The organism is Microbacterium sp. NPDC079176, from assembly GCF_040686675.1.
GTDB lineage: Bacteria > Actinomycetota > Actinomycetes > Actinomycetales > Microbacteriaceae > Microbacterium.
This window is the reverse complement of record NZ_JBFBLM010000001.1, coordinates 475,873-493,603: the sequence shown is the minus strand read 5'-3', so window position 1 is coordinate 493,603 and position 17,731 is coordinate 475,873. Positions and strand designations below refer to the sequence as shown.

Genomic DNA, 17,731 nt, shown 5'->3' with positions numbered 1-17,731 from the left:
GGTCACTTGACTCCCTTGATGCGGTAAACGAGAACGGCGCCGGCGAGTGCGACGAGCGCTCCGAAGAGGTACCAGGTCGTGTAGCCGCCCAGCGGCGTCGCGGCGCCGAGAGCGATGATGCTCGGCGCGATGGCCGGGGCGATCGACTGGGGAAGGGCGTTGGCGATGTTGAGCACGCCGAGGTCCTTCGCCACGTCGTCGGGGTTGGGCAGCACTTCGGTCGCCAGCGCGAGATCGACCGACAGGAACGACCCGGCACCGAGTCCGATGATGGCCTGAGCGACGATGACGACGGCGATCGACGGAGCGATCGCGAGGATCACGAGGCCCACGACCATGATGACGCCGGCGATCGCGACGAACGGCCGGCGCTTGCCGATCTTGTCGGAGAGGAATCCGCCGAGCGGCGCGGAGATAGCCATCGCGGCCATGGAGGCGAGGTTGGCGATCAGGATCGTGCCGACTGCGCCCTGCTCGTCGAGCTGGAACTTGGTCACCAGGTAGAGCGGCAGGAAGGTGGCGATGCCCGCGTAGCCGAACATCACGAAGAACTTCGTGAGCCAGGTCCATCCGAAGTCGGGGTGCTTGCGGGGGTTGAACACGAACGAGCCGAAGAACGTGCCGACCGTGAAGCGCGTGGCGGGCTTCTCGGTGAGACGACGGTCCTTGAGGGTGAGCACGAACACGATGACGAGGATCAGCGCGATGGCACCGGGGACGAAGAAGCGCTCGAAGTCGCCGGGGAGGAAGTTGACGATGAAGCTGCCGGCGAGGATGCCGATGGGGGTCGTGATGCCGATGATGCCCGACACCTTGCCACGGCTCGAGACCGGCACCTGATCGGGCAGGGTCGCGTTGGCCGCCGCGAGCACGGCGTTCATGGATGCCTGCACGAGGCACCACGCGAGAAGAACGACGAGCACCGAGGTCGCGGCGCCGATGATCGCGAAGCCGCCGAGACCGACGATCGCACCGCCGAGGATCCAGGGGCGACGCATGCCCCACCGCGAGGTCGTGCGGTCGGAGAGGCGACCGACGAGGGGATTCGCGACGAGCGCGAAGGCCGCACCGACACCCATCACCAGTCCGAGGCTCGCCTCGGTGTTGGTGGGGTCGAGCCGCTGGATCTTGAAGGCCATCGACACCATCACCGGGGTGAGCAGGGCGAGGTAGACGCCGAAGTTCACGGCGGCGAGTCCGGGGGTGTAGCCACGGGGCGTCTTCAGCGGGGTGGTGCCGGGAACTTTGAAACCGGTCGTTCCTACGGCGGCCGCGGTGGCGGCCGATGACAGCTCTGTCACGGGTGGATCCTTTCGGGCAAGGTGCGCCGGTCATCTGCGACACGACGTGACGATGACAATACCGGAATATCGACCGATTGGTAAGTGAATGTCTACCGATTGGTAATGAGAGAGAATGAGAGGGAAGGGTGGACGGGATGACGACAGCAGCCACGACGGGCTCGCGCCAGGCGCGCGCCGCGGCCACGCGTCAGCGGATCGTGGACGCGGCCCGAGAGCTCTTCGTCTCGAACGGATACCGTTCGACGTCCCTGCGCGACATCGCCGCCGCGGCATCCGTGAGCCATCCGGGGCTGCTCGGACATTTCGCGTCGAAGGACGACCTGCTCGCCGAGGTCGTCGCCGGTTTCGAGGACGACAACGAACGGGCATTCGACCTGCTCGCTGCGGCATCCGATTCCGGTGAACTGATCTTCGCGGACGTGGCTCGACGCAACGCGCGCACCCCCGGCTACCTCGAGCTCTTCGCCGCGCTCACCGGGGAAGCATCCGCCTCCGGACACCCGGCGCACGAGCGGATGCGCCAGCGGTATGCACGCCTGCACCGCCTCAGCACGGATGTCCTCGAAGATGCGGCGCTGCATGGGACGATCGGCGCCGACCGCGACGTCGCGGACGAGTCCGTGCGTCACAGCGCGGGCTGGGACGGGCTGCAGCTGATCTCTCAGTATCTGCCCGAGCGGGTCGACGTCGTGCAGATGCTCGAGGAGCGCGAAGCCCTGTGGGCACTGCCCTACGGGTGGCGGGATGCCGACAGCCCCGACCCTTCTCCGACCGCTGCCGGCCCCCTGCCGCCGGTGTTCGGAGAGCCCGCCGTCGACGACTCCCCGGGATACGAGGTGGGACGGCGCCGCCGCGCGCAGATCCTCGCCGACGCCTCACGCCTGTTCTCCCAGGACGGCTACGGGGACACCAGTCTTCGGGACATCGCTCAGGCTGTCGGCGTCTCGAAGTCCACTCTGCTCCACCACTACCCGTCGAAGGAACTGCTGCTCAGCGCGGTGCTCTCCGAGCGCGACAGCGCGATCCGTGTGCGCAGCGAGTCCACCCATGCCGAGCGAGCCGCCGACGCGCTGCGCGCGATCCCGCTCGGAGCACGGGTGAGCGCCCTCGACGAGCCCGGCCTCATCGAGGTCTACGCGGTGCTCTCCTGCGAAGCGGTGCCGGCCATGCACCCTGCGCACGACTACTTCGCCACGCGGTTCTCCCAGGCGATCGACTACTTCACCGAGCTGTTCCGTCTCGCCCGCATCGACGGCGATCTGCCCGAGCACCGCGACCCCGAGCACGAGGCGATCTGGCTGATCGCCCTGTGGGACGGCCTGCAGTACCAGTGGCTCTACGACCGCGGGGCCGTCGACGTCGGCGCCCACCTGCGCGCGCATCTCGAAGACGTGCTGCCGAGCTGAACGGCGCCCTGCGTCAGCCGGCCGCGATGACGGTGAGCACTCCCTCGCCGTAGGCATCCCGCTTCTTGGCGCCGATCCCCGTGATCCCGTCGAGGTCGGCCAGCGAAGCCGGACGATGCTCGGCGAGCGCACGCAGCGTCGCATCGCCGAAGACGATGTACGCCGGAACGCCCTGCTCGCGCGCCGTCTCGGCGCGCCACGCCCGCAGCGCCTCGAAGAGCGGGCGGTCGGACTGATCGAGCGCGTCCGCCGCACTCGCCTTGCGTGCCCGCGGCGACGAAGCGGGGCGTCCGATCGTGTCCTTGCGCAACGGCACCGGGGTCTCGCCCTTCAGCACGCCGGCCGACTGCTCGCCCGGAGCGAGCGTGCCGTAGTCGCCCTGCGCCACGATGATCCCCCGTGCGAGCAGCTGGCGGACGACGCTGCGCCAGTCCTGGTCGGAGAGGTCGGCGCCGATTCCATAGGTCGCGAGCTTCTCGTGCCCCTGCTGACGGATGCGCTCGGTCGAGGCTCCGCGGAGGATGTCGATCAGATGCCCGGCTCCGAAGGCCTGATTGCGCTCGCGCTTGAGCCGCACGATCGTCGAGAGCAGCTTCTGTGCCGGGATCAGGCCGTCGAAGGTCTCGGTCTCGTCGAGGCACGTGTCGCAGTTGCCGCACGGCTGCGAGTCCTGCCCGAAGTAGCCGAGAAGGTTCTGGCGGCGGCACTCGACCGTCTCGCACAGCGCGAGCATCGCGTCGAGGTGCTGCCCCAGGCGCATCTTGAACGTGCGATCGCCCGGGCTCTGGTCGATCATGCGGCGCTGCTGCACCACGTCGCCCAGGCCGTACGCCATCCAGGCGATCGACGGCTCGCCGTCACGGCCCGCGCGACCGGTCTCCTGGTAGTAGCCCTCGACGGACTTCGGCAGGTCGATGTGAGCGACGAAGCGCACATCGGGCTTGTCGATTCCCATGCCGAAGGCGATCGTCGCGACCATCACGACGCCGTCCTCGCGCAGGAACCGGGACTGGTTCTTCGCGCGCACCTCGGCCGGAAGACCGGCGTGATACGGCAGCGCGTCGAAGCCCTGAGCGGCGAGATAGGTCGCGGTCTGCTCGACGGACTTCCGGCTCAGCGCGTAGACGATGCCGACCGAGCCCTCCGGCTGCGCGCGGATGAACGAGACGAGCTGCTTGCGCGGATCGACCTTGGGCACGATCCGATACTGGATGTTGGGCCGGTCGAAGCTGGCCACGTAGTGCTGGGCGGCGTCGAGACGCAGTCGCTCGGTGAGCTCCTTGTGCGTCGCCCGGGTGGCGGTGGCCGTGAGCGCCATGCGCGGAACACCGGGGAACCGCTCGCCCAGATCGCCGAGTGCGAGGTAGTCGGGGCGGAAGTCATGACCCCACTGCGACACGCAGTGCGCCTCGTCGATCGCGATGACGCTGAGCGTGCCGCGCTGCAGCAGGGCGGTCGTCTGCGGCGAGGACAGCCGCTCGGGGGCGACGTAGATGAGGTCGAGTTCGCCGGCGACGTACGCCCGTTCGACCTCGCGCCGCTCTTCGATCGCCTGGGTCGAGTTGAGATAGGCGGCGTTGACGCCGTTGGCCCGGAGCGCGTCGACCTGGTCGTGCATGAGAGCGATGAGCGGGCTGATCACGAGGCCGGTGCCCTCGCGCACGAGTGCGGGCACCTGATAGGTGACGCTCTTGCCGCCGCCGGTGGGCATGAGCACGACAGCGTCACCGCCCGAGATGACCTGATCGACGATCGCGGCCTGATCGCCGCGGAACTCGTCGTAGCCGAAGACCGTGTGCAGCGCCTCGGCCGCAGTCGCGTATCGGCTGGGGGCCGCCTGTCGCGCGGCCGTCGCCTTCACCCCGGGAGCAGACGAGCGTGCGGATGACCGCGCGGACGCCGATCCGACCGGTGTCACGGGGCCCTGGCCCCAGTCGAGCGGCGGCTCGTACCCGGCGCCCTGCGGCTCCCAGTCCATCGGCTCGGGCGGCTCGGAGGGCTCCCACCCTGCGCCGTCCCACGGCTCGTCGGCGTAGGGCAGATCCTCGTACGGGTCACGGGGAGTCTGCGGCATCCCTCCAGCGTAACGACCCCCGCCGACGTCGGCCGCGCCTGTGGACGCTCAGCGGGCGTAGGTTTGTCGCAGACGCCCGAAGGAGCCCCGATGACCGACATCACCGTCACCCGCAACGACGACGCCTCCCGCTACGAGATCCACTCGGATGAGACGCTCGCCGGCTTCGCCGAGTTCGAGCTGCGTCCGAGCGCGATCCGCTTCATCCACACCGAGATCGACCCCGCGTTCCAGGGTCAGGGACTCGCGGGGATCCTCGCTGAGCGCGCCCTGACGGATGCCGCGGCATCCGGCGACGCGATCGTGCCGCTCTGCCCGTACATCGCGAAGTACCTGACGACGCATGAGATCCCGGGCGCCGAGATCCGCTGGCCGAAGCGGCCCGGCGCTGCTCCGACGGAGGCGTGATGATCGGCGAACGACGCATCGTCCTCGAGCCACGCGAGGTGCCGCTCGGCGGGGTGCGCGGGATGAACGTGCTGCGCGTGCTGCCGCATCGCAACCTCCCGACCATCGGGGCGTGGTGCTTCCTCGACCGGTTCGGCCCCGCCGACACCAGGATGCGGGTCGAACCGCATCCGCACATCGGGCTGCAGACCGTGACCTGGCCGCTGGTCGGAGAGATCCGTCACCGGGACTCGGTCGGCAGCGACGCCGACCTCCGCAGGGGCCAGCTGAACCTCATGACCGCCGGCAACGGCATCTCGCATTCGGAGTACTCGATCGGCGATGATCCGATCCCCCTCGACGCCCTGCAGTTCTGGGTGGTGCTGCCCGAGAGCGCACGGCACGGTGCTGCCGGTTTCGAACGGCACACCGAGCTGCCACAGCTGCCGCTCCCTGCCGACGAGGGTCAGGACGCCACCGCCACCGTCGTCCTCGGCGAGTTCGCCGGCACCTCATCGCCGGCCACCGTGCACACTCCGATCGTCGGCGCGGAGATCCGGATCCCCGCGGGCGCTCGTCTGCACCTGCCCCTGCGTTCAGGATGGGAGCACGGCCTCATGCTCGTCGAGGGTGATGCCGTCGTCGCCACGCACGGGATGTCGTCGAACGACATGCTGTACCTCGGCGACTCGAGGGACTCGGTCGAGGTGTCCAGCACACAGGGAGCGCTGCTGTTCCTCATCGGCGGCGAGCCCTTCGAGGACGAGATCGTCATGTGGTGGAACTTCGCCGGACGCACGCACGAGGAGATCGTCGAGGCTCGCACCGAATGGGAGGCGGCCTCCGCTCGGTTCGGTGTCGTCGAAGGGCACGACGTCCGCATCCCCGCTCCGCCTCTTCCCGACGTGCGGCTGATGCCGCGCGGCCGCAAGATCTGACGGCTCTGACTGCGACACCGCGCCCCGCGCGCGACGCGACGCGGCCTCGACGCGGCCTCGACGATGCGGCGACCGCACGCGCCGGCGCCTCGCGCTCCGAAGAGCACGGGGCGCCGGCGCTGATCGCTACTGCGCGTCGACCGTCACGATCGTGCGCACGGCGGACTCGCCGTACTGCACGAGGCCGAGGTACCGGGTGCCGGCGGTGAGGCCGGTCCAGCTCAGCTCGTAGCTCGTCGCCTGGCCGCGGACGGCCTCGATCGGGTTCGGGGTCGCGGTGAACGCCCCTTCGCCCTCGGGCTGCACGTTGGCGTAGGTCATGTCCCACGTCATCGGGGCCGAGGTCGAGTAGACGTTCGCGACCACCAGGTAGGTGCCCGCCGTCGGAGCCGGGAGTGTGACCTGCTCATCCGCCGAACCGGTCGCCGACTGCCAGCGCTCGTAGTAGCGCAGGTCGTCGGCGCTCACGACCCGGTAGACGGTCAGGTCGAGGTCGCTGCCCGCGTCATCCGACGAGTCGAGGTCGAAGCGCGAGAGCGTCGTGCCCTCCGGCACGTCGACGATCCACGACACGTCCTTGTTCTCATCGCCCGACGCCTCATCGCCCGAGTGTCCGACGACACGGCCGTCGGGGTCCTCCAGCAGGCTGAACGGCGTGAGTCCCGAGAGCCCGAGCGCCAGAGCGCCGTCGACGCCAGGGGTGATCTCGACCGTGGTCGCCCCCTCGACTCCGGTGCCCTCGACCTCGGCCGGCGCGTCGGCCGTCACGGGGAAGACCGCGATCGGCGAGCGCACCGAGTTGCTCTTGCTCGTCCAGGTGAGCGACCCGGTCGCCCACTGCTCGACGGGAGCGCTCTGGTTGTCGAACGTGACCGTGTAGGTCGCGGTCTGGCCGGGCTTGGTGAACTTCAGCGTCGAGGGCTCGACGGTCACGTCGACGCCGGGCAGATCGACGGATGCCGTGAACGTGCCCTTCTCGGTCGCCGTCACCGTGCGGGTGACGCTCTGCGCGCTCGCGAGCGATCCGATCGAGAACGATGCGATGTTCAGGTCGCTGCCGTCGATCGGCTCGACGCCGTCGAACTCCGCCAGACCCTTGCCCTCGAGGAACGCGGCCCAGTCGGGCACGTCGTTCAGGTAGAGCAGGCCCGGGTTGAAGTAGCGCTTCGGGTCGACCTGGCCCGCACCCTGCTGGAACGGGTCCTTGTTGGGCGAGCCGTCGGGGTTCACCGTGTCGTAGGCGGTCGTCATCATGGCCGACTTGACCTCAGCCGGCTTCGCGTTGGGACGCTCGCCGAGATACAGCGCCGCGAGACCGGCGATGTGCGGTGACGCCATCGACGTGCCCGACAGGATGCCGAAGGTCGGCGCCTCTCCGGGCCCGTTCTGCGTGGCCGCGAGGATCGCGACGCCGGGGGCTGCGATGTCGGGCTTCATGATGTCGCTGCCGTCGGCGAGCATCGGGCCACGGCTCGAGAAGCCGGCGATCTGGGGCACCGGGGTCACGACACCGGTCGTGTTCTCGCCGACGAGCGTGATCGGGCGATCGGTGCCGCCCTGCACATAGGCGAGCACGGCTGCGCGATGCACGGACGAGAGGTGCACGGTGGGCACCGCGTGGAAGTCGTTGTCGAGCGAGTCCGCACCACCGGGCACGTTCACGAGCACGACGCCCATGCCGCCGGCATCCTTCACGACCTGCGACTTCTCGGCGCGGGCGTTGCCCCCGCGGTCGCAGACCACGATGTGACCCGTGACCTTCGCCGCATCCAGCGTGCCCGGAAGGCACAACGCGGCATCGGCGGCAGCCTGTCCGGCAGCCGGCGCGTCACCCGCGTAGATCGACGGCCCGGTGACAGTCGTGCCGAACGGCACGCTCACCGATGCGCCGGCCTGGGCGAAGCCGTCGAACTGCACGGTGCCCTCCCACGTCGGGATCGTCGATGCCGCGACCGTGGTGTACCAGGGGGAGGCGTGGTCGGCGGTGACGGAGTCGGGACCGTCGTTGCCGGCGCTCGTGGCGACGAAGACGCCGGCTGCCGCCGCGTTGAAGAACGCGATGTCCTCGGGGGCGAGCACGGTGGATGCCGCTCCGCCGCCGATCGAGTAGTTGATCACGTCGACGCCGTCGGCGACCGCCTGGTCGATGGCGGCGATCAGGTCGCTGCCCGCGCAGATGTCATCGGTGGTGACGGCCTCATCGGGCCCGACGTAGCAGGCCTTGTAGGCGGCGACCTTGGCTCCGGGGGCGACCCCCGAGATCTTGCCGAAGTCGACGTCCTCGATCGAGGCCTTCACGCCGAAGTTGCCGGCCGCCGTGCTCGCGGTGTGCGAACCGTGGCCGTCACCGTCGCGCGGCGAGAGGTAGTCGTACTGGAAGTCGAATCCGGCCGCCTCAGCACCGGTGTAGAAGTACTGGGCTCCGATGAGCTTCGACGAGTAGTCGCCCTTGTCCCACTCCTGAGCCTCGACCATCGTGCTCTGGAACTGGCCGCCGTCGGACTTGTCGAAGTAGACGAAGGTGCCGTCGGTGTACGGCTGACCGCCCTTGTGGCGCTTGTCGTTCTTCGGCTGCTTCTTGAGCTTCTTGCCCTCGAAGGAGGGGTGCTCGGGAGCGATGCCCGTGTCGATGACACCCACGACCACGCCCTCGCCGGCCTTGTCGACGCCGCCGGTCTGCTGCCAGACGCCGCCACGCCCCTTCTTGTCATCGCCGAGACCGAGGAAGTCCGTCGAGGTCTGCGCGTCGGGGTGACGGATGAAGTCGGGGTAGACGTCGTACACGTCCTTCGACGCCCGCAGCTTGTCGACCTGCGCGCCCGTGAGCTCGGCGCTGAAGCCGTTGAGCACGACCTGGTAGCTGATCCCGGGAGTGACTCCCGCCTCCTGCGCGACCGTCTGCTGCTCGGCCTCGAGGTGCTGCACGTAACGCTGCGAATCCTGCGACTGCGTCTCGAGCTGCTCGCCTTCGGCGGGCTTGGTGGCCTTGAGCCCGTTGACGTCGCCGGTGTAGCTCGCGAGCGGATCGGACTTCAGCACGACGATGTAGTGACCGGGCGTGCCGTCGACCGGAGTGGGGTTTGTCACCTCCTCCGTGCCTGCGTAGCCTGCGGTTGCCGTCGATGCGATGAACAGCGTTGCCAGGGTGGTGGCCGCTGCCATCCGGAGGGGTGTTCGACCCATGTGCTTCTCCCGATGATCACGGTGCGACTGCGGTGCCGCACCGCCGTTCAAGCTACGCCCGGCTTCCGTCCACACACCAGGGTCGGGGATTATTCCTGGACGAACGGCCAGCCGTGTCGACAATGGTCGACAGTAGGCTGGAGGGGTGGCCCCCTCCCCCGTTCTGACGACCCGCGTGCTGCTGGTCTGCGCCGCGATCGGCGTCGCCACGGGCATCCTCGGGGGGATCGCGGGGCTCATCACGCCGGTCGTCATCGTGGGCGCTCCGTATCTCTACGGACTCGTGCTCGGCTCGCACGTGCTGCCGGGGATCATCGCTCAGGAGGTGCTGCGCCGCCCCTTCGTGGCCCTCGTCACGCACGTGTTCGCCGCCCTCATCTCGAGCGCGTTCAATCCCGCCTGGACGCTGCGCTTCATCGGCACCGCACTGCTGTTCGGGGCGATCCAGGAGGGCATCGCCGCGCTCACCCGCTACCGCTCCTGGGGCCCTTGGCGCTTCTTCATCTCCGCAGCGATCATCGGGGTCATCGTGGCCGTCGTGGTGTTCTTCGCCGTCGACCTCGCGACCTTCCCGCTGTGGGCGGAGATCTCCTACCTCGTGATCGCGGTGCTCGGTCCGATCGCGTGGACCGCAGCAGGACTCGCGATCGGATCGTCTCTCAGCCGCGCAGGCGTCGCTCGGCGCTGATCACGGCGTCCGACCTTTCCGAGCCGTCCGGCCTGTGCAGATCAGGTAAGGCTCAGCTAAGTTAGAACGGTACCGATCCGCTGAAACCGGGGTTATGCCGTGCGCTCATCTGCGCCTCTCCTCCGCGTGCGTGACCTCTCGATCACCCACGCCGATGCTGTGCACCCCTCGCCGCGGGGCGTCACCTTCGACATCGATGCCGGCGAGGTGGTGCTGCTGCTCGGCCCTTCGGGTTCGGGCAAGTCGACGCTCACGCTCGCGCTCAACGGGCTGATCCCGCACGCCGTGCCCGCGACCATGACGGGATCGGTCGAGGCCGGCGGAGTCAGCACGGCGGATGCCGACACCGCATCGCTGAGCACCCACGTCGCGATGGTCTTCCAGGACCCGGACGCCCAGATCGTCACCGGCACGGTCTACGACGAGGTCGCCTTCGGCCCCGAGAACCTGCTGCTGTCGCTCGACGAGGTGCGCACGAGAACCGAAGACGCACTGCGCCGTGTCGGCCTGTGGGAGCGGCGCGATGAGAACCCCGATCGCCTGTCCGGCGGCGGGCGTCAGCGTCTCGCGATCGCGTGCGCGCTGGCGATGGGGTCGCCCCTGATCGTGCTCGACGAGCCGACCGCGAACCTCGATCCGCAGGGCATCGACGACGTCTACGCCGCACTGACCGACGTGATCGCAGCGGGCGACCGCGGCATCCTGCTCGTCGAGCACAATCTCGACGCCGCGATGGGGTTCCTGACCCGCACGATCGTGCTCGACCGCGCAGGGCGGGTCGTCTTCGACGGACCGCCGGCCCGGATCATCCGGGAGCACGCGGCGGAGCTCGTCGAGATGGGTGTCTGGCTGCCTGCGGCGACACTCGCGGCGCTGCGGATGCGGGATGCCGGAACACTGCATCTCGACGACCTTCCATTGACACCCGAGGAGCTCGCCGCGGCACTGGCGGCGGCATCCGACACTCCTGACCCGTCCGGTGTGCAGGACCACGGCACGGATGCAGGACCGGATACCGCTGTCTCCTCCGGCATCCGTGCGTCGGTCCTGCAGACGCACGGAGGAATGACGGATGCGGCAGACCGTGCAGCCACTCCGATCGTCCGCGCCCGCGGGCTGACGGTTCGTCGTCACCGCACGGAGATCCTGCACGGCATCGACCTCGACATCGAGGCGGGAACCCTGACGGCGATCGTCGGGACCAACGGCGCCGGAAAGACCACCCTTCTGCAGGCGCTCGCCGGTGTCGTCCCGCCGCCCCGGCGGCAGGTCACGGTCGACGGCATGGACCCCGGGTCGGCCTCGCCGCGCGAGCTCTCGAGCCGCATCGGGTTCGTGTTCCAGAACCCGGAGCACCAGTTCATCGCGCACACCGTGTTCGACGAGCTCGCGCACGGACTTCGGCTGCGGCACACCCCGGATGCCGAGACGCGCGAGCGCGTCGACGCCATGCTGATGCGCTTCGGCCTCGAGGCGAAGGCCGATGTGCATCCGTTCCTGCTCTCGGGCGGCGAGAAGCGCCGCCTCTCGGTCGGCACGGCCCTGATCACCCGCCCGCGGGTGCTCGCCCTCGACGAACCGACCTTCGGCCAGGATCGTGCACGGGCGTCCGAGCTCCTCACTCTGCTGCACGACCTGCGTGACGAGGGGACGACGATCGTCATCGTGACCCATGACCTGCAGCTCGTCGCCGAGCACACGTCGCACACGGTGATCCTGAAAGACGGTCACGTGCACGCCGCCGATCGCACCGACGCGCTCTTCGCCGACGAGACGCCGTTCGTCGAGGCAGGGCTCCGCCTTCCGGCGCTGCAGCGCGTGCTCGCCGCAGCGGGACGGGCGATCGCATGACCGCCCACGCCTTCGACCCGTATGCCGCGATGTCGGCATCGTCTCGGCGCCAGTTCCTGTATGCGCTCAATCCGCTGGCGAAGGTCGCGGGAGTCGCCCCGGCCATGGTGCTGCTGATCTTCGTGCGCGATCTCGCCACGCCCGCCGCCTTCCTGGCACTGTCCCTCGCGGTGATCGTCCTCGGATCGCGGGTGACCTGGCGCATCGCCGCGGTGCTGTTCCTCGCACTCCCGATCGGCATGATCGCCATCGGGCTCGGGTTCTCGCTGTGGGTCGACGCCGAGATCGTGCGCGACACCGCTGCCGTGGTGCAGCTCGGCGACTGGACGCTGCGCGAGGGCGCCCTCGCGATCGGCTTCGCCACGGCTCTGCGGCTCGGCGCGATCGTCTCCCTCGCACTCATCGGCGGCCTGACCACGACCGGCCCCGACCTCGTGCGCGCCAGCGTGCAGCAGCTGCGGGTGCCCTACCGCATCGGCTACACGGCCCTGGCCGCGTTCCGCTTCGTGCCGCGCTTCGGGCATGAGCTCGCGGTGATCAGAGCCGCGCATCGCGTGCGAGGGCACCACGGGGGCAGCAGTCCCTTCGCGCGCATCGCTCGCGGCTGGGGATACATCGTTCCGCTGCTCGCGGGTGCGATCCGCCACGCCGAGCGCGTGGCCCTGGCCATGGACTCGCGGGCCTTCGGCGCGCACTCGACGCGCACCGAGAGGCACCTCGTGCCGTTCCGCATCCGAGACACCGTCTTCATCGTCGCCTCGATCGCCGCATCCGCCGCGATCTTCATGCTCTTCTTCCCCTGGCAGCTGCCCTGAAAGGCGCCCCGCATGGCATACAGCAGACTGGTCAAGCCCGAGACCGCCGAACTCCTCCATCTCAGCGTGCTGCGCACCGAGCGCCTCTCCGAGCACTGGATGAGGGTCACGCTCGGAGGCGGTGAGATCGAGAAGTTCCTCCCGATGGGCTTCGACCAGTGGTTCCGCCTGTTCCTGCCGATCGGCGGCGATGCGGGGCTCGACCGCGTTCCCGCGAAGGCGAACAAGATGTTCGGATACCTCAGGTTCCTGCGGATCCCCGACGGCGAGCGCCCGGTCATGCGCAACTACAGCGTGCGCGCGTACCGGGCGGCCACCGCCGAGTCGGGCGCCGAGATCGACGTCGACTTCGTGCTGCACGGGTCTGCGGCCGACGGCACGGCCGGCCCCGCGTCACGCTGGGCGGAGACCTGCGAACCCGGCGAGCACGTGCTCATCATCGACGAGGGCCTCACGTTCAACCCGCAGCGCGGAACGGATCGCGTGGTGCTGGTCGGCGATGAGACGGCGCTCCCCGCGATCGCCTCGATCTGCGCGTCACTGCCTGCGGACGCGACGGGAACGGCGATCATCGAGGTGCCGTCCGAGGCCGACGCTCTGGAGTTCCCGCACCCCGCCGGCGTCGAGATCATCTGGCTCGCGCGGCCGCACGAGTTCGACCCCGGGTCGTTCGCCCTCGCCCGGCTGCGCGAGCTGACACTGCCGGCAGCGCCGTTCCACGCGTACGCCGCGGGCGAGCAGTCGCTGGCCTCGGGTGCACGCAAGCATCTCGTCGGCGAGCGCGGTGTCGACAAGAACGACGTGAGCTTCTGCGGCTACTGGAAGATCGGCGCGGCCTCGCCCACCTCGAAGGCGGCCCGCGAGGCTGCGGCGGAGCCCCTCGCATGAGCGGCGCGGATGCTGTGAACGGTGCGGGGTCGGAAACGCACCGCGAATCGGGCTCCGAGGTGCAGAATCGACCCCGCACCGGCGGCGGACGCTCGCGATTCCGCATCCCGACGGCGATCCTGCTGACGTGCGCGGCACTCGGAGTCGCCGGTGGCGCGCTCCTCGCCCCGGCGAACTGGATCTCGACGATCCTCTTCCCCGGCCTGCCCTTCGTGAGCGTGGCGCTGGCCGGCCTCTGGCTGCTCCCCTCGGTGATCGCCCTCCGCCTGCTGCGGCGCCCACTCGTCGGCCTGCTGGTGGGCCTGCTGGCCGGGCTCGTGATCGTGCCGTTCTCGGGCTACGGCTTCAGCAGCGTGGCCACCAACCTCTGGTGGGCGGCGTTCACCGAGCTGCCGTTCCTGTTCGTCCTCTGGCGCTACTGGGGAACCTGGCTGCACTACCTCGGGGCACTGATCGTCGGCATCGTCTACCCGATCCTCGCCTGGGCCTCGTTCGATCTCGGCAGCTTCGGGCTTCCCCTCCAGATCACCTTCTTCGCCGTGACCCTCGGCAGCTGCCTCGGCGCCACCGCACTCGGCATCCTCATCGCCGATCGGCTGCGCAAGGCCGGCGTCGGTGGCCGGCTGCCCCGCTGACCCGCGCTGGCTCGTGTCCGCCTGCGCGCCTGCAGGCCCGTTTCATGCGGTCAGCCGTGCCATCGACAGGAGAAGGGCCCCGGATGCCGGCATCCGGGGCCCTTCTCTGAGAGGTTCGTCAGCGCTTGCCGACGATCTGGCGGCCGACGAGGTCGCGCATGATCTCGTTCGTGCCGCCGTAGATGCGGTGCACGCGGGCGTCGGTGAAGGCGCGGGCGATCGGGTACTCCATGATGTAGCCGTAGCCGCCGTGCAGCTGCACACCCGTGTCGAGCACCTCCCACTCGCGCTCGGTCGCCCAGAACTTGACCTTCGCAGCGTCCTCGGCGGTGAGGGTGCTGTTCTTGTAGGCGAGCAGCGCACGGTCGATGTACGCCCACATCGCGTCGGTGGTCGCCGCCATGTCGGCGAGCCGGAAGCGGGTGTTCTGGAAGTCGGCGATGCGCTCACCGAACGCCTCACGGTCCTTCGTGTAGGCGACGGTCCAGTCGAGGGCGGCCTGGGCGGCAGCGGCCGCGGCCACGCCGATCGACAGCCGCTCGAGCGGCAGGTTCAGCATCAGTTGGATGAAGCCCTGCCCCTCCTTGCCGCTGATGAGGTTCTCGTCGGGGATGAACACGTCGGTGAAGCTGAGCTCGGCCGTGTCCCAGCCGTGGAAGCCCATCTTGCTGAGCTTCTTGCCCTGATCGAAGCCCTCCATGCCCTTCTCGACGAGCAGCAGGCTGAACGCGTCGGGACGGTTGCCCTCACCGGTCTTGACGAAGGTCACCACGACGTCGGCCGTCGAGCCCGACGAGATGAACGTCTTGGCGCCGTTGAGGATGTAGCCCCCGTCGACCTTCTTCGCGTTGGTCTTGATGCCGCGCAGGTCAGAGCCCGCGCCGGGGTCGGTCATGGCGAGCGCACCGAGCACCTCGCCCGTGGCCATGCGGGGCAGCCACTTCTCCTTCTGCTCCTGCGTGCCCATGTGCACGAGGTAGGGCACGGCGAGGTCGTCCTGGATGCCGAACGCACCGGCGAGCGACCCTGCTCCGGAAGCGATGACCTCCTCCATGACGATGGTGCGGAAGCGGTAGTCCTGCAGCATGCCGGCACCGCCGAACTCCTCGGGGACGGACAGTCCGATCAGACCGGCCTCGCCCGCGGCCAGCATCGTCGCCCGGTCGATCTCACCCGCGGCATCCCACCGCTCGATGGCCTCGTTGTTCACGTGGCGCTTGACGAAGTCCTTGACGAGGTCGCGGAAGGCCTCGTGATCCTCTTCGTAGATGTCGCGTTCCATTGCGTCCTCCCGAACGTTCGTGCGTCATTGCTCCGGCGATTCTATGCCGGGTCGCCGACACCGCGACAGCTCGTTGTGAGAATGCATCCCACAATCCGTGAGACTCGGTACCGCGATTGTCGGATGCCGCAATGCGGTCGCACACGCGCCGCTGCCACTGCGCTCAGTGGGCGTAATCAGGGGCCGCGGGGAGCCCGAAGAACTCCTCCAGCGTGTGATACCCGCCGTGGTGATACGCCGCCGCGAGCTCGCGTCCGAGATATCGCAGGTGCCAGGGCTCGGGCTTGTATCCGGTGATGCCGGAGCCGACCTGCTCGTAGCGCACGATGAAGCCGTACTCCCAGGCGTTCGCCGCGATCCACTCCCCCTGCACCGTCGCGCCGAACGACTCGATGGCTCCGCACGACGAATCGCACGCCACGAGATCGAGCGCCAGCCCCGTCTGATGCTCGCTGTGACCGGCACGCGCCGACGAGGCGTCCGCTCCCGCCTGCCCGCTGTTGCGCACATGCGAGGCGTGGGTCACGACCTGCAGCTCATACGATCGGTAGCCGTTGTTCGCTCCGATGCGCCCCGCGCCCTCGGCGGCCGCCGCATCCGCCATCTCTCCGACCGCCGCGGCGACGTCCGTCCGCGCCTGACCGGAGCGGGTGGTCATCTGCAGCGGAAGGTCGGCGAGCGCCGACGGCGCGAAGGAGACCGGAGCGAGCGGACGCGCCTTGTTGACGACGACCCAGACGTGAGCCGGGTCGTCGAGCGCGATGCAGGGTGCGTTGCCCGCCACGACAGCGGAACGGAAGCTCTCGCCACCCCCGAAGCCGGCGATGATCGCCGCATCGTCGGCGACGGCTATCGCCTCGAGCACGCTCGGCTCCGAACACGGATCGGCAGCGGTGGTCGCACCGACCTCGACCGCCGGCACCTCCTGCACGACGGACGGCTGCGGCATCGCCAGCTCGTCGGTCGTCTCGGCCACCGGCGCACCGGCCAGCGACAGCAGGACGCCGATCGCCGTCGCCGCGAGACCGATGGGCAGTGCGGGTCCGCGGATCGGGGAGCGCGGCGCCGCATGCTGAGGCTGCGGCGGGAAGAACATGCTTCCATTGTCCCTCATGTCCATTCGAACAGAATTCACACGCTCGGTTGACGGAGTATCGTCTTTATGTTCGAATGGATGACATGCGGTGGCAAGGACAGAAACTCGGTGACGTCGACGCCGCTGCGCTGCCCGGCCTCGAAGATCGCTCCAGCGTGCTCCGCACGGTGACCACGCCGGAGTTCGCAGGCATGACGTTCCATGAGGTGCTGTCGAAGTCGGCCCTCAACCATGTACCCGGCGCATCGCGCATGCCGTTCGCCTGGACCATCAACCCGTACCGCGGGTGCAGCCATGCCTGCGTCTACTGCTTCGCCCGAGGAACGCACGAGTATCTCGATCTCGACGGCGGATCGGACTTCGATTCGCAGATCGTCGTGAAGGTCAACGTCGTCGAGGTGCTGCAGAAGGAGCTGCGTCGCGGCAGCTGGGAGCACGAGACGGTCGCTCTGGGCACGAACACCGATCCGTATCAGCGCGCCGAGGGTCGGTACAAGCTGATGCCGGGGATCATCGATGCCCTCGCGACGTCGGGCACACCGATGTCGATCCTCACCAAAGGCACCCTGATCAGGCGCGACATCCCGCTGCTGGTGCGGGCGGCGCAGCGTGTTCCCGTCGACATCCAGATGTCCATCGCGATGTACGACGACGATCTGCAGAAGGCGATCGAACCCGGGACTCCGACGACCCAGGCACGGCTCGACACGGTACGCGCACTGCGGGATGCCGGCTTCCGCGTCACCGTCTTCCTGATGCCGATCATGCCCCACATGACCGACTCGGTCGAGGCGATCGACACCGCCCTGCGGCGCATCAAGGAGGCCGGAGCGAGCCGCGTGATCTACGGCGCCCTGCACCTGCGCGCCGGAGTGAAGCCCTGGTTCATGCAGTGGCTCGAGGGTTTCCGCCCCGACCTCGTGTCGTCGTATCGCGGGTTGTACCCCGGAGTCTCCGCCGAGGCGCCGAAGGGCTACCGCCAATGGCTCGCGAAGCGCGCACGGCCGCTGATCAGACTGCACGGACTCGATGGGCAGCACGAGGACGACTACCCCGTGCGCGGCATCCGGGCTTCTGCACCGCACGGGAGGCCGGCGCCCGCATTCACGCCAGCGCCCGCCCCCGCACAGCCGATGCTGTTCTGAACGCCGGTCCGGTGGAGCGTCGGAGGTCGGGAAGCCACC

The 17,731-nt window shown here is 69.0% G+C and carries 14 protein-coding genes; 9 read left to right on the top strand and 5 right to left on the bottom strand.

What is annotated here, in order from left to right:
• Positions 1-2: 2 nt before the first annotated feature.
• On the bottom strand, positions 3-1,301 hold the full coding sequence (locus AB0P11_RS02425; protein WP_056276597.1) for an MFS transporter: 1,299 nt from the start codon (positions 1,299-1,301) through the stop codon (positions 3-5).
• Between the two features lie 137 nt (positions 1,302-1,438).
• Here AB0P11_RS02425 and AB0P11_RS02420 point away from each other — a divergent pair, with 137 nt between their 5' ends.
• Positions 1,439-2,710 carry a TetR/AcrR family transcriptional regulator gene (locus tag AB0P11_RS02420; RefSeq protein ID WP_320489722.1) on the top strand — a complete coding sequence of 424 codons (1,272 nt, stop codon included), beginning with the start codon at positions 1,439-1,441 and terminating at the stop codon, positions 2,708-2,710.
• A gap of 13 nt (positions 2,711-2,723) precedes the next feature.
• Here AB0P11_RS02420 and recQ read toward each other — a convergent pair whose 3' ends face one another.
• Positions 2,724-4,784, bottom strand: a complete 2,061-nt coding sequence (gene recQ, locus AB0P11_RS02415; RefSeq protein WP_363519427.1) for a DNA helicase RecQ — start codon at positions 4,782-4,784, stop codon at positions 2,724-2,726.
• 90 nt (positions 4,785-4,874) lie between these two features.
• Here recQ and AB0P11_RS02410 point away from each other — a divergent pair, with 90 nt between their 5' ends.
• Positions 4,875-5,192, top strand: coding sequence for a GNAT family N-acetyltransferase (locus AB0P11_RS02410; protein WP_056276588.1), 318 nt, complete (start codon positions 4,875-4,877; stop codon positions 5,190-5,192).
• A complete protein-coding gene (locus AB0P11_RS02405; RefSeq protein WP_072590653.1) occupies positions 5,192-6,109 on the top strand; it encodes a pirin family protein in 918 nt (305 codons plus the stop codon). The genes AB0P11_RS02410 and AB0P11_RS02405 overlap by 1 nt, the downstream gene beginning before the upstream one ends.
• A gap of 126 nt (positions 6,110-6,235) precedes the next feature.
• Here the strand turns inward: AB0P11_RS02405 and AB0P11_RS02400 are convergent, their stop codons facing one another.
• Entirely contained in the window at positions 6,236-9,292 is a 3,057-nt protein-coding gene (locus AB0P11_RS02400; RefSeq protein WP_363519422.1) for a S8 family peptidase, read from the bottom strand.
• 145 nt (positions 9,293-9,437) lie between these two features.
• Between AB0P11_RS02400 and AB0P11_RS02395 the strand changes: the two genes are divergently transcribed.
• The 5 genes from AB0P11_RS02395 to AB0P11_RS02375 all read left to right on the top strand — a co-directional run bounded on the left by AB0P11_RS02395 (position 9,438) and on the right by AB0P11_RS02375 (position 14,169).
• Entirely contained in the window at positions 9,438-9,980 is a 543-nt protein-coding gene (locus AB0P11_RS02395; RefSeq protein WP_056276581.1) for an ECF transporter S component, read from the top strand.
• 99 nt (positions 9,981-10,079) lie between these two features.
• A complete protein-coding gene (locus AB0P11_RS02390) occupies positions 10,080-11,831 on the top strand; it encodes an ABC transporter ATP-binding protein (protein WP_363519419.1) in 1,752 nt (583 codons plus the stop codon).
• A complete protein-coding gene (locus AB0P11_RS02385; RefSeq protein WP_295103053.1) occupies positions 11,828-12,646 on the top strand; it encodes an energy-coupling factor transporter transmembrane component T in 819 nt (272 codons plus the stop codon). The genes AB0P11_RS02390 and AB0P11_RS02385 overlap by 4 nt, the downstream gene beginning before the upstream one ends.
• 12 nt (positions 12,647-12,658) lie before the next feature.
• Positions 12,659-13,534 carry a siderophore-interacting protein gene (locus AB0P11_RS02380; RefSeq protein WP_363519415.1) on the top strand — a complete coding sequence of 292 codons (876 nt, stop codon included), beginning with the start codon at positions 12,659-12,661 and terminating at the stop codon, positions 13,532-13,534.
• Positions 13,531-14,169 carry an ECF transporter S component gene (locus AB0P11_RS02375; RefSeq protein ID WP_083569260.1) on the top strand — a complete coding sequence of 213 codons (639 nt, stop codon included), beginning with the start codon at positions 13,531-13,533 and terminating at the stop codon, positions 14,167-14,169. The genes AB0P11_RS02380 and AB0P11_RS02375 overlap by 4 nt, the downstream gene beginning before the upstream one ends.
• A gap of 118 nt (positions 14,170-14,287) precedes the next feature.
• Here the strand turns inward: AB0P11_RS02375 and AB0P11_RS02370 are convergent, their stop codons facing one another.
• Complete coding sequence (locus tag AB0P11_RS02370) at positions 14,288-15,451, bottom strand: acyl-CoA dehydrogenase family protein (protein ID WP_053098639.1); 1,164 nt, start codon at positions 15,449-15,451, stop codon at positions 14,288-14,290.
• Between the two features lie 163 nt (positions 15,452-15,614).
• Complete coding sequence (locus AB0P11_RS02365) at positions 15,615-16,547, bottom strand: M15 family metallopeptidase (protein WP_363519410.1); 933 nt, start codon at positions 16,545-16,547, stop codon at positions 15,615-15,617.
• 83 nt (positions 16,548-16,630) lie between these two features.
• Here AB0P11_RS02365 and AB0P11_RS02360 point away from each other — a divergent pair, with 83 nt between their 5' ends.
• Positions 16,631-17,692 (top strand): Rv2578c family radical SAM protein, encoded by a 1,062-nt coding sequence (locus tag AB0P11_RS02360; protein WP_072592194.1) that lies wholly within the window; start codon positions 16,631-16,633, stop codon positions 17,690-17,692.
• Positions 17,693-17,731: the final 39 nt, after the last annotated feature.

Coding starts and splice junctions, on each gene's coding strand:
- AB0P11_RS02370 (WP_053098639.1), bottom strand. CDS start 15,451: ATGGAACGCGACATCTACGAAGAGGATCACGAGGCCTTCCGCGACCTC.
- AB0P11_RS02420 (WP_320489722.1), top strand. CDS start 1,439: ATGACGACAGCAGCCACGACGGGCTCGCGCCAGGCGCGCGCCGCGGCC.
- AB0P11_RS02360 (WP_072592194.1), top strand. CDS start 16,631: ATGCGGTGGCAAGGACAGAAACTCGGTGACGTCGACGCCGCTGCGCTG.
- AB0P11_RS02410 (WP_056276588.1), top strand. CDS start 4,875: ATGACCGACATCACCGTCACCCGCAACGACGACGCCTCCCGCTACGAG.
- AB0P11_RS02375 (WP_083569260.1), top strand. CDS start 13,531: ATGAGCGGCGCGGATGCTGTGAACGGTGCGGGGTCGGAAACGCACCGC.
- AB0P11_RS02365 (WP_363519410.1), bottom strand. CDS start 16,547: ATGTTCTTCCCGCCGCAGCCTCAGCATGCGGCGCCGCGCTCCCCGATC.
- AB0P11_RS02405 (WP_072590653.1), top strand. CDS start 5,192: ATGATCGGCGAACGACGCATCGTCCTCGAGCCACGCGAGGTGCCGCTC.
- AB0P11_RS02400 (WP_363519422.1), bottom strand. CDS start 9,292: ATGGGTCGAACACCCCTCCGGATGGCAGCGGCCACCACCCTGGCAACG.
- recQ (WP_363519427.1), bottom strand. CDS start 4,784: ATGCCGCAGACTCCCCGTGACCCGTACGAGGATCTGCCCTACGCCGAC.
- AB0P11_RS02380 (WP_363519415.1), top strand. CDS start 12,659: ATGGCATACAGCAGACTGGTCAAGCCCGAGACCGCCGAACTCCTCCAT.
- AB0P11_RS02385 (WP_295103053.1), top strand. CDS start 11,828: ATGACCGCCCACGCCTTCGACCCGTATGCCGCGATGTCGGCATCGTCT.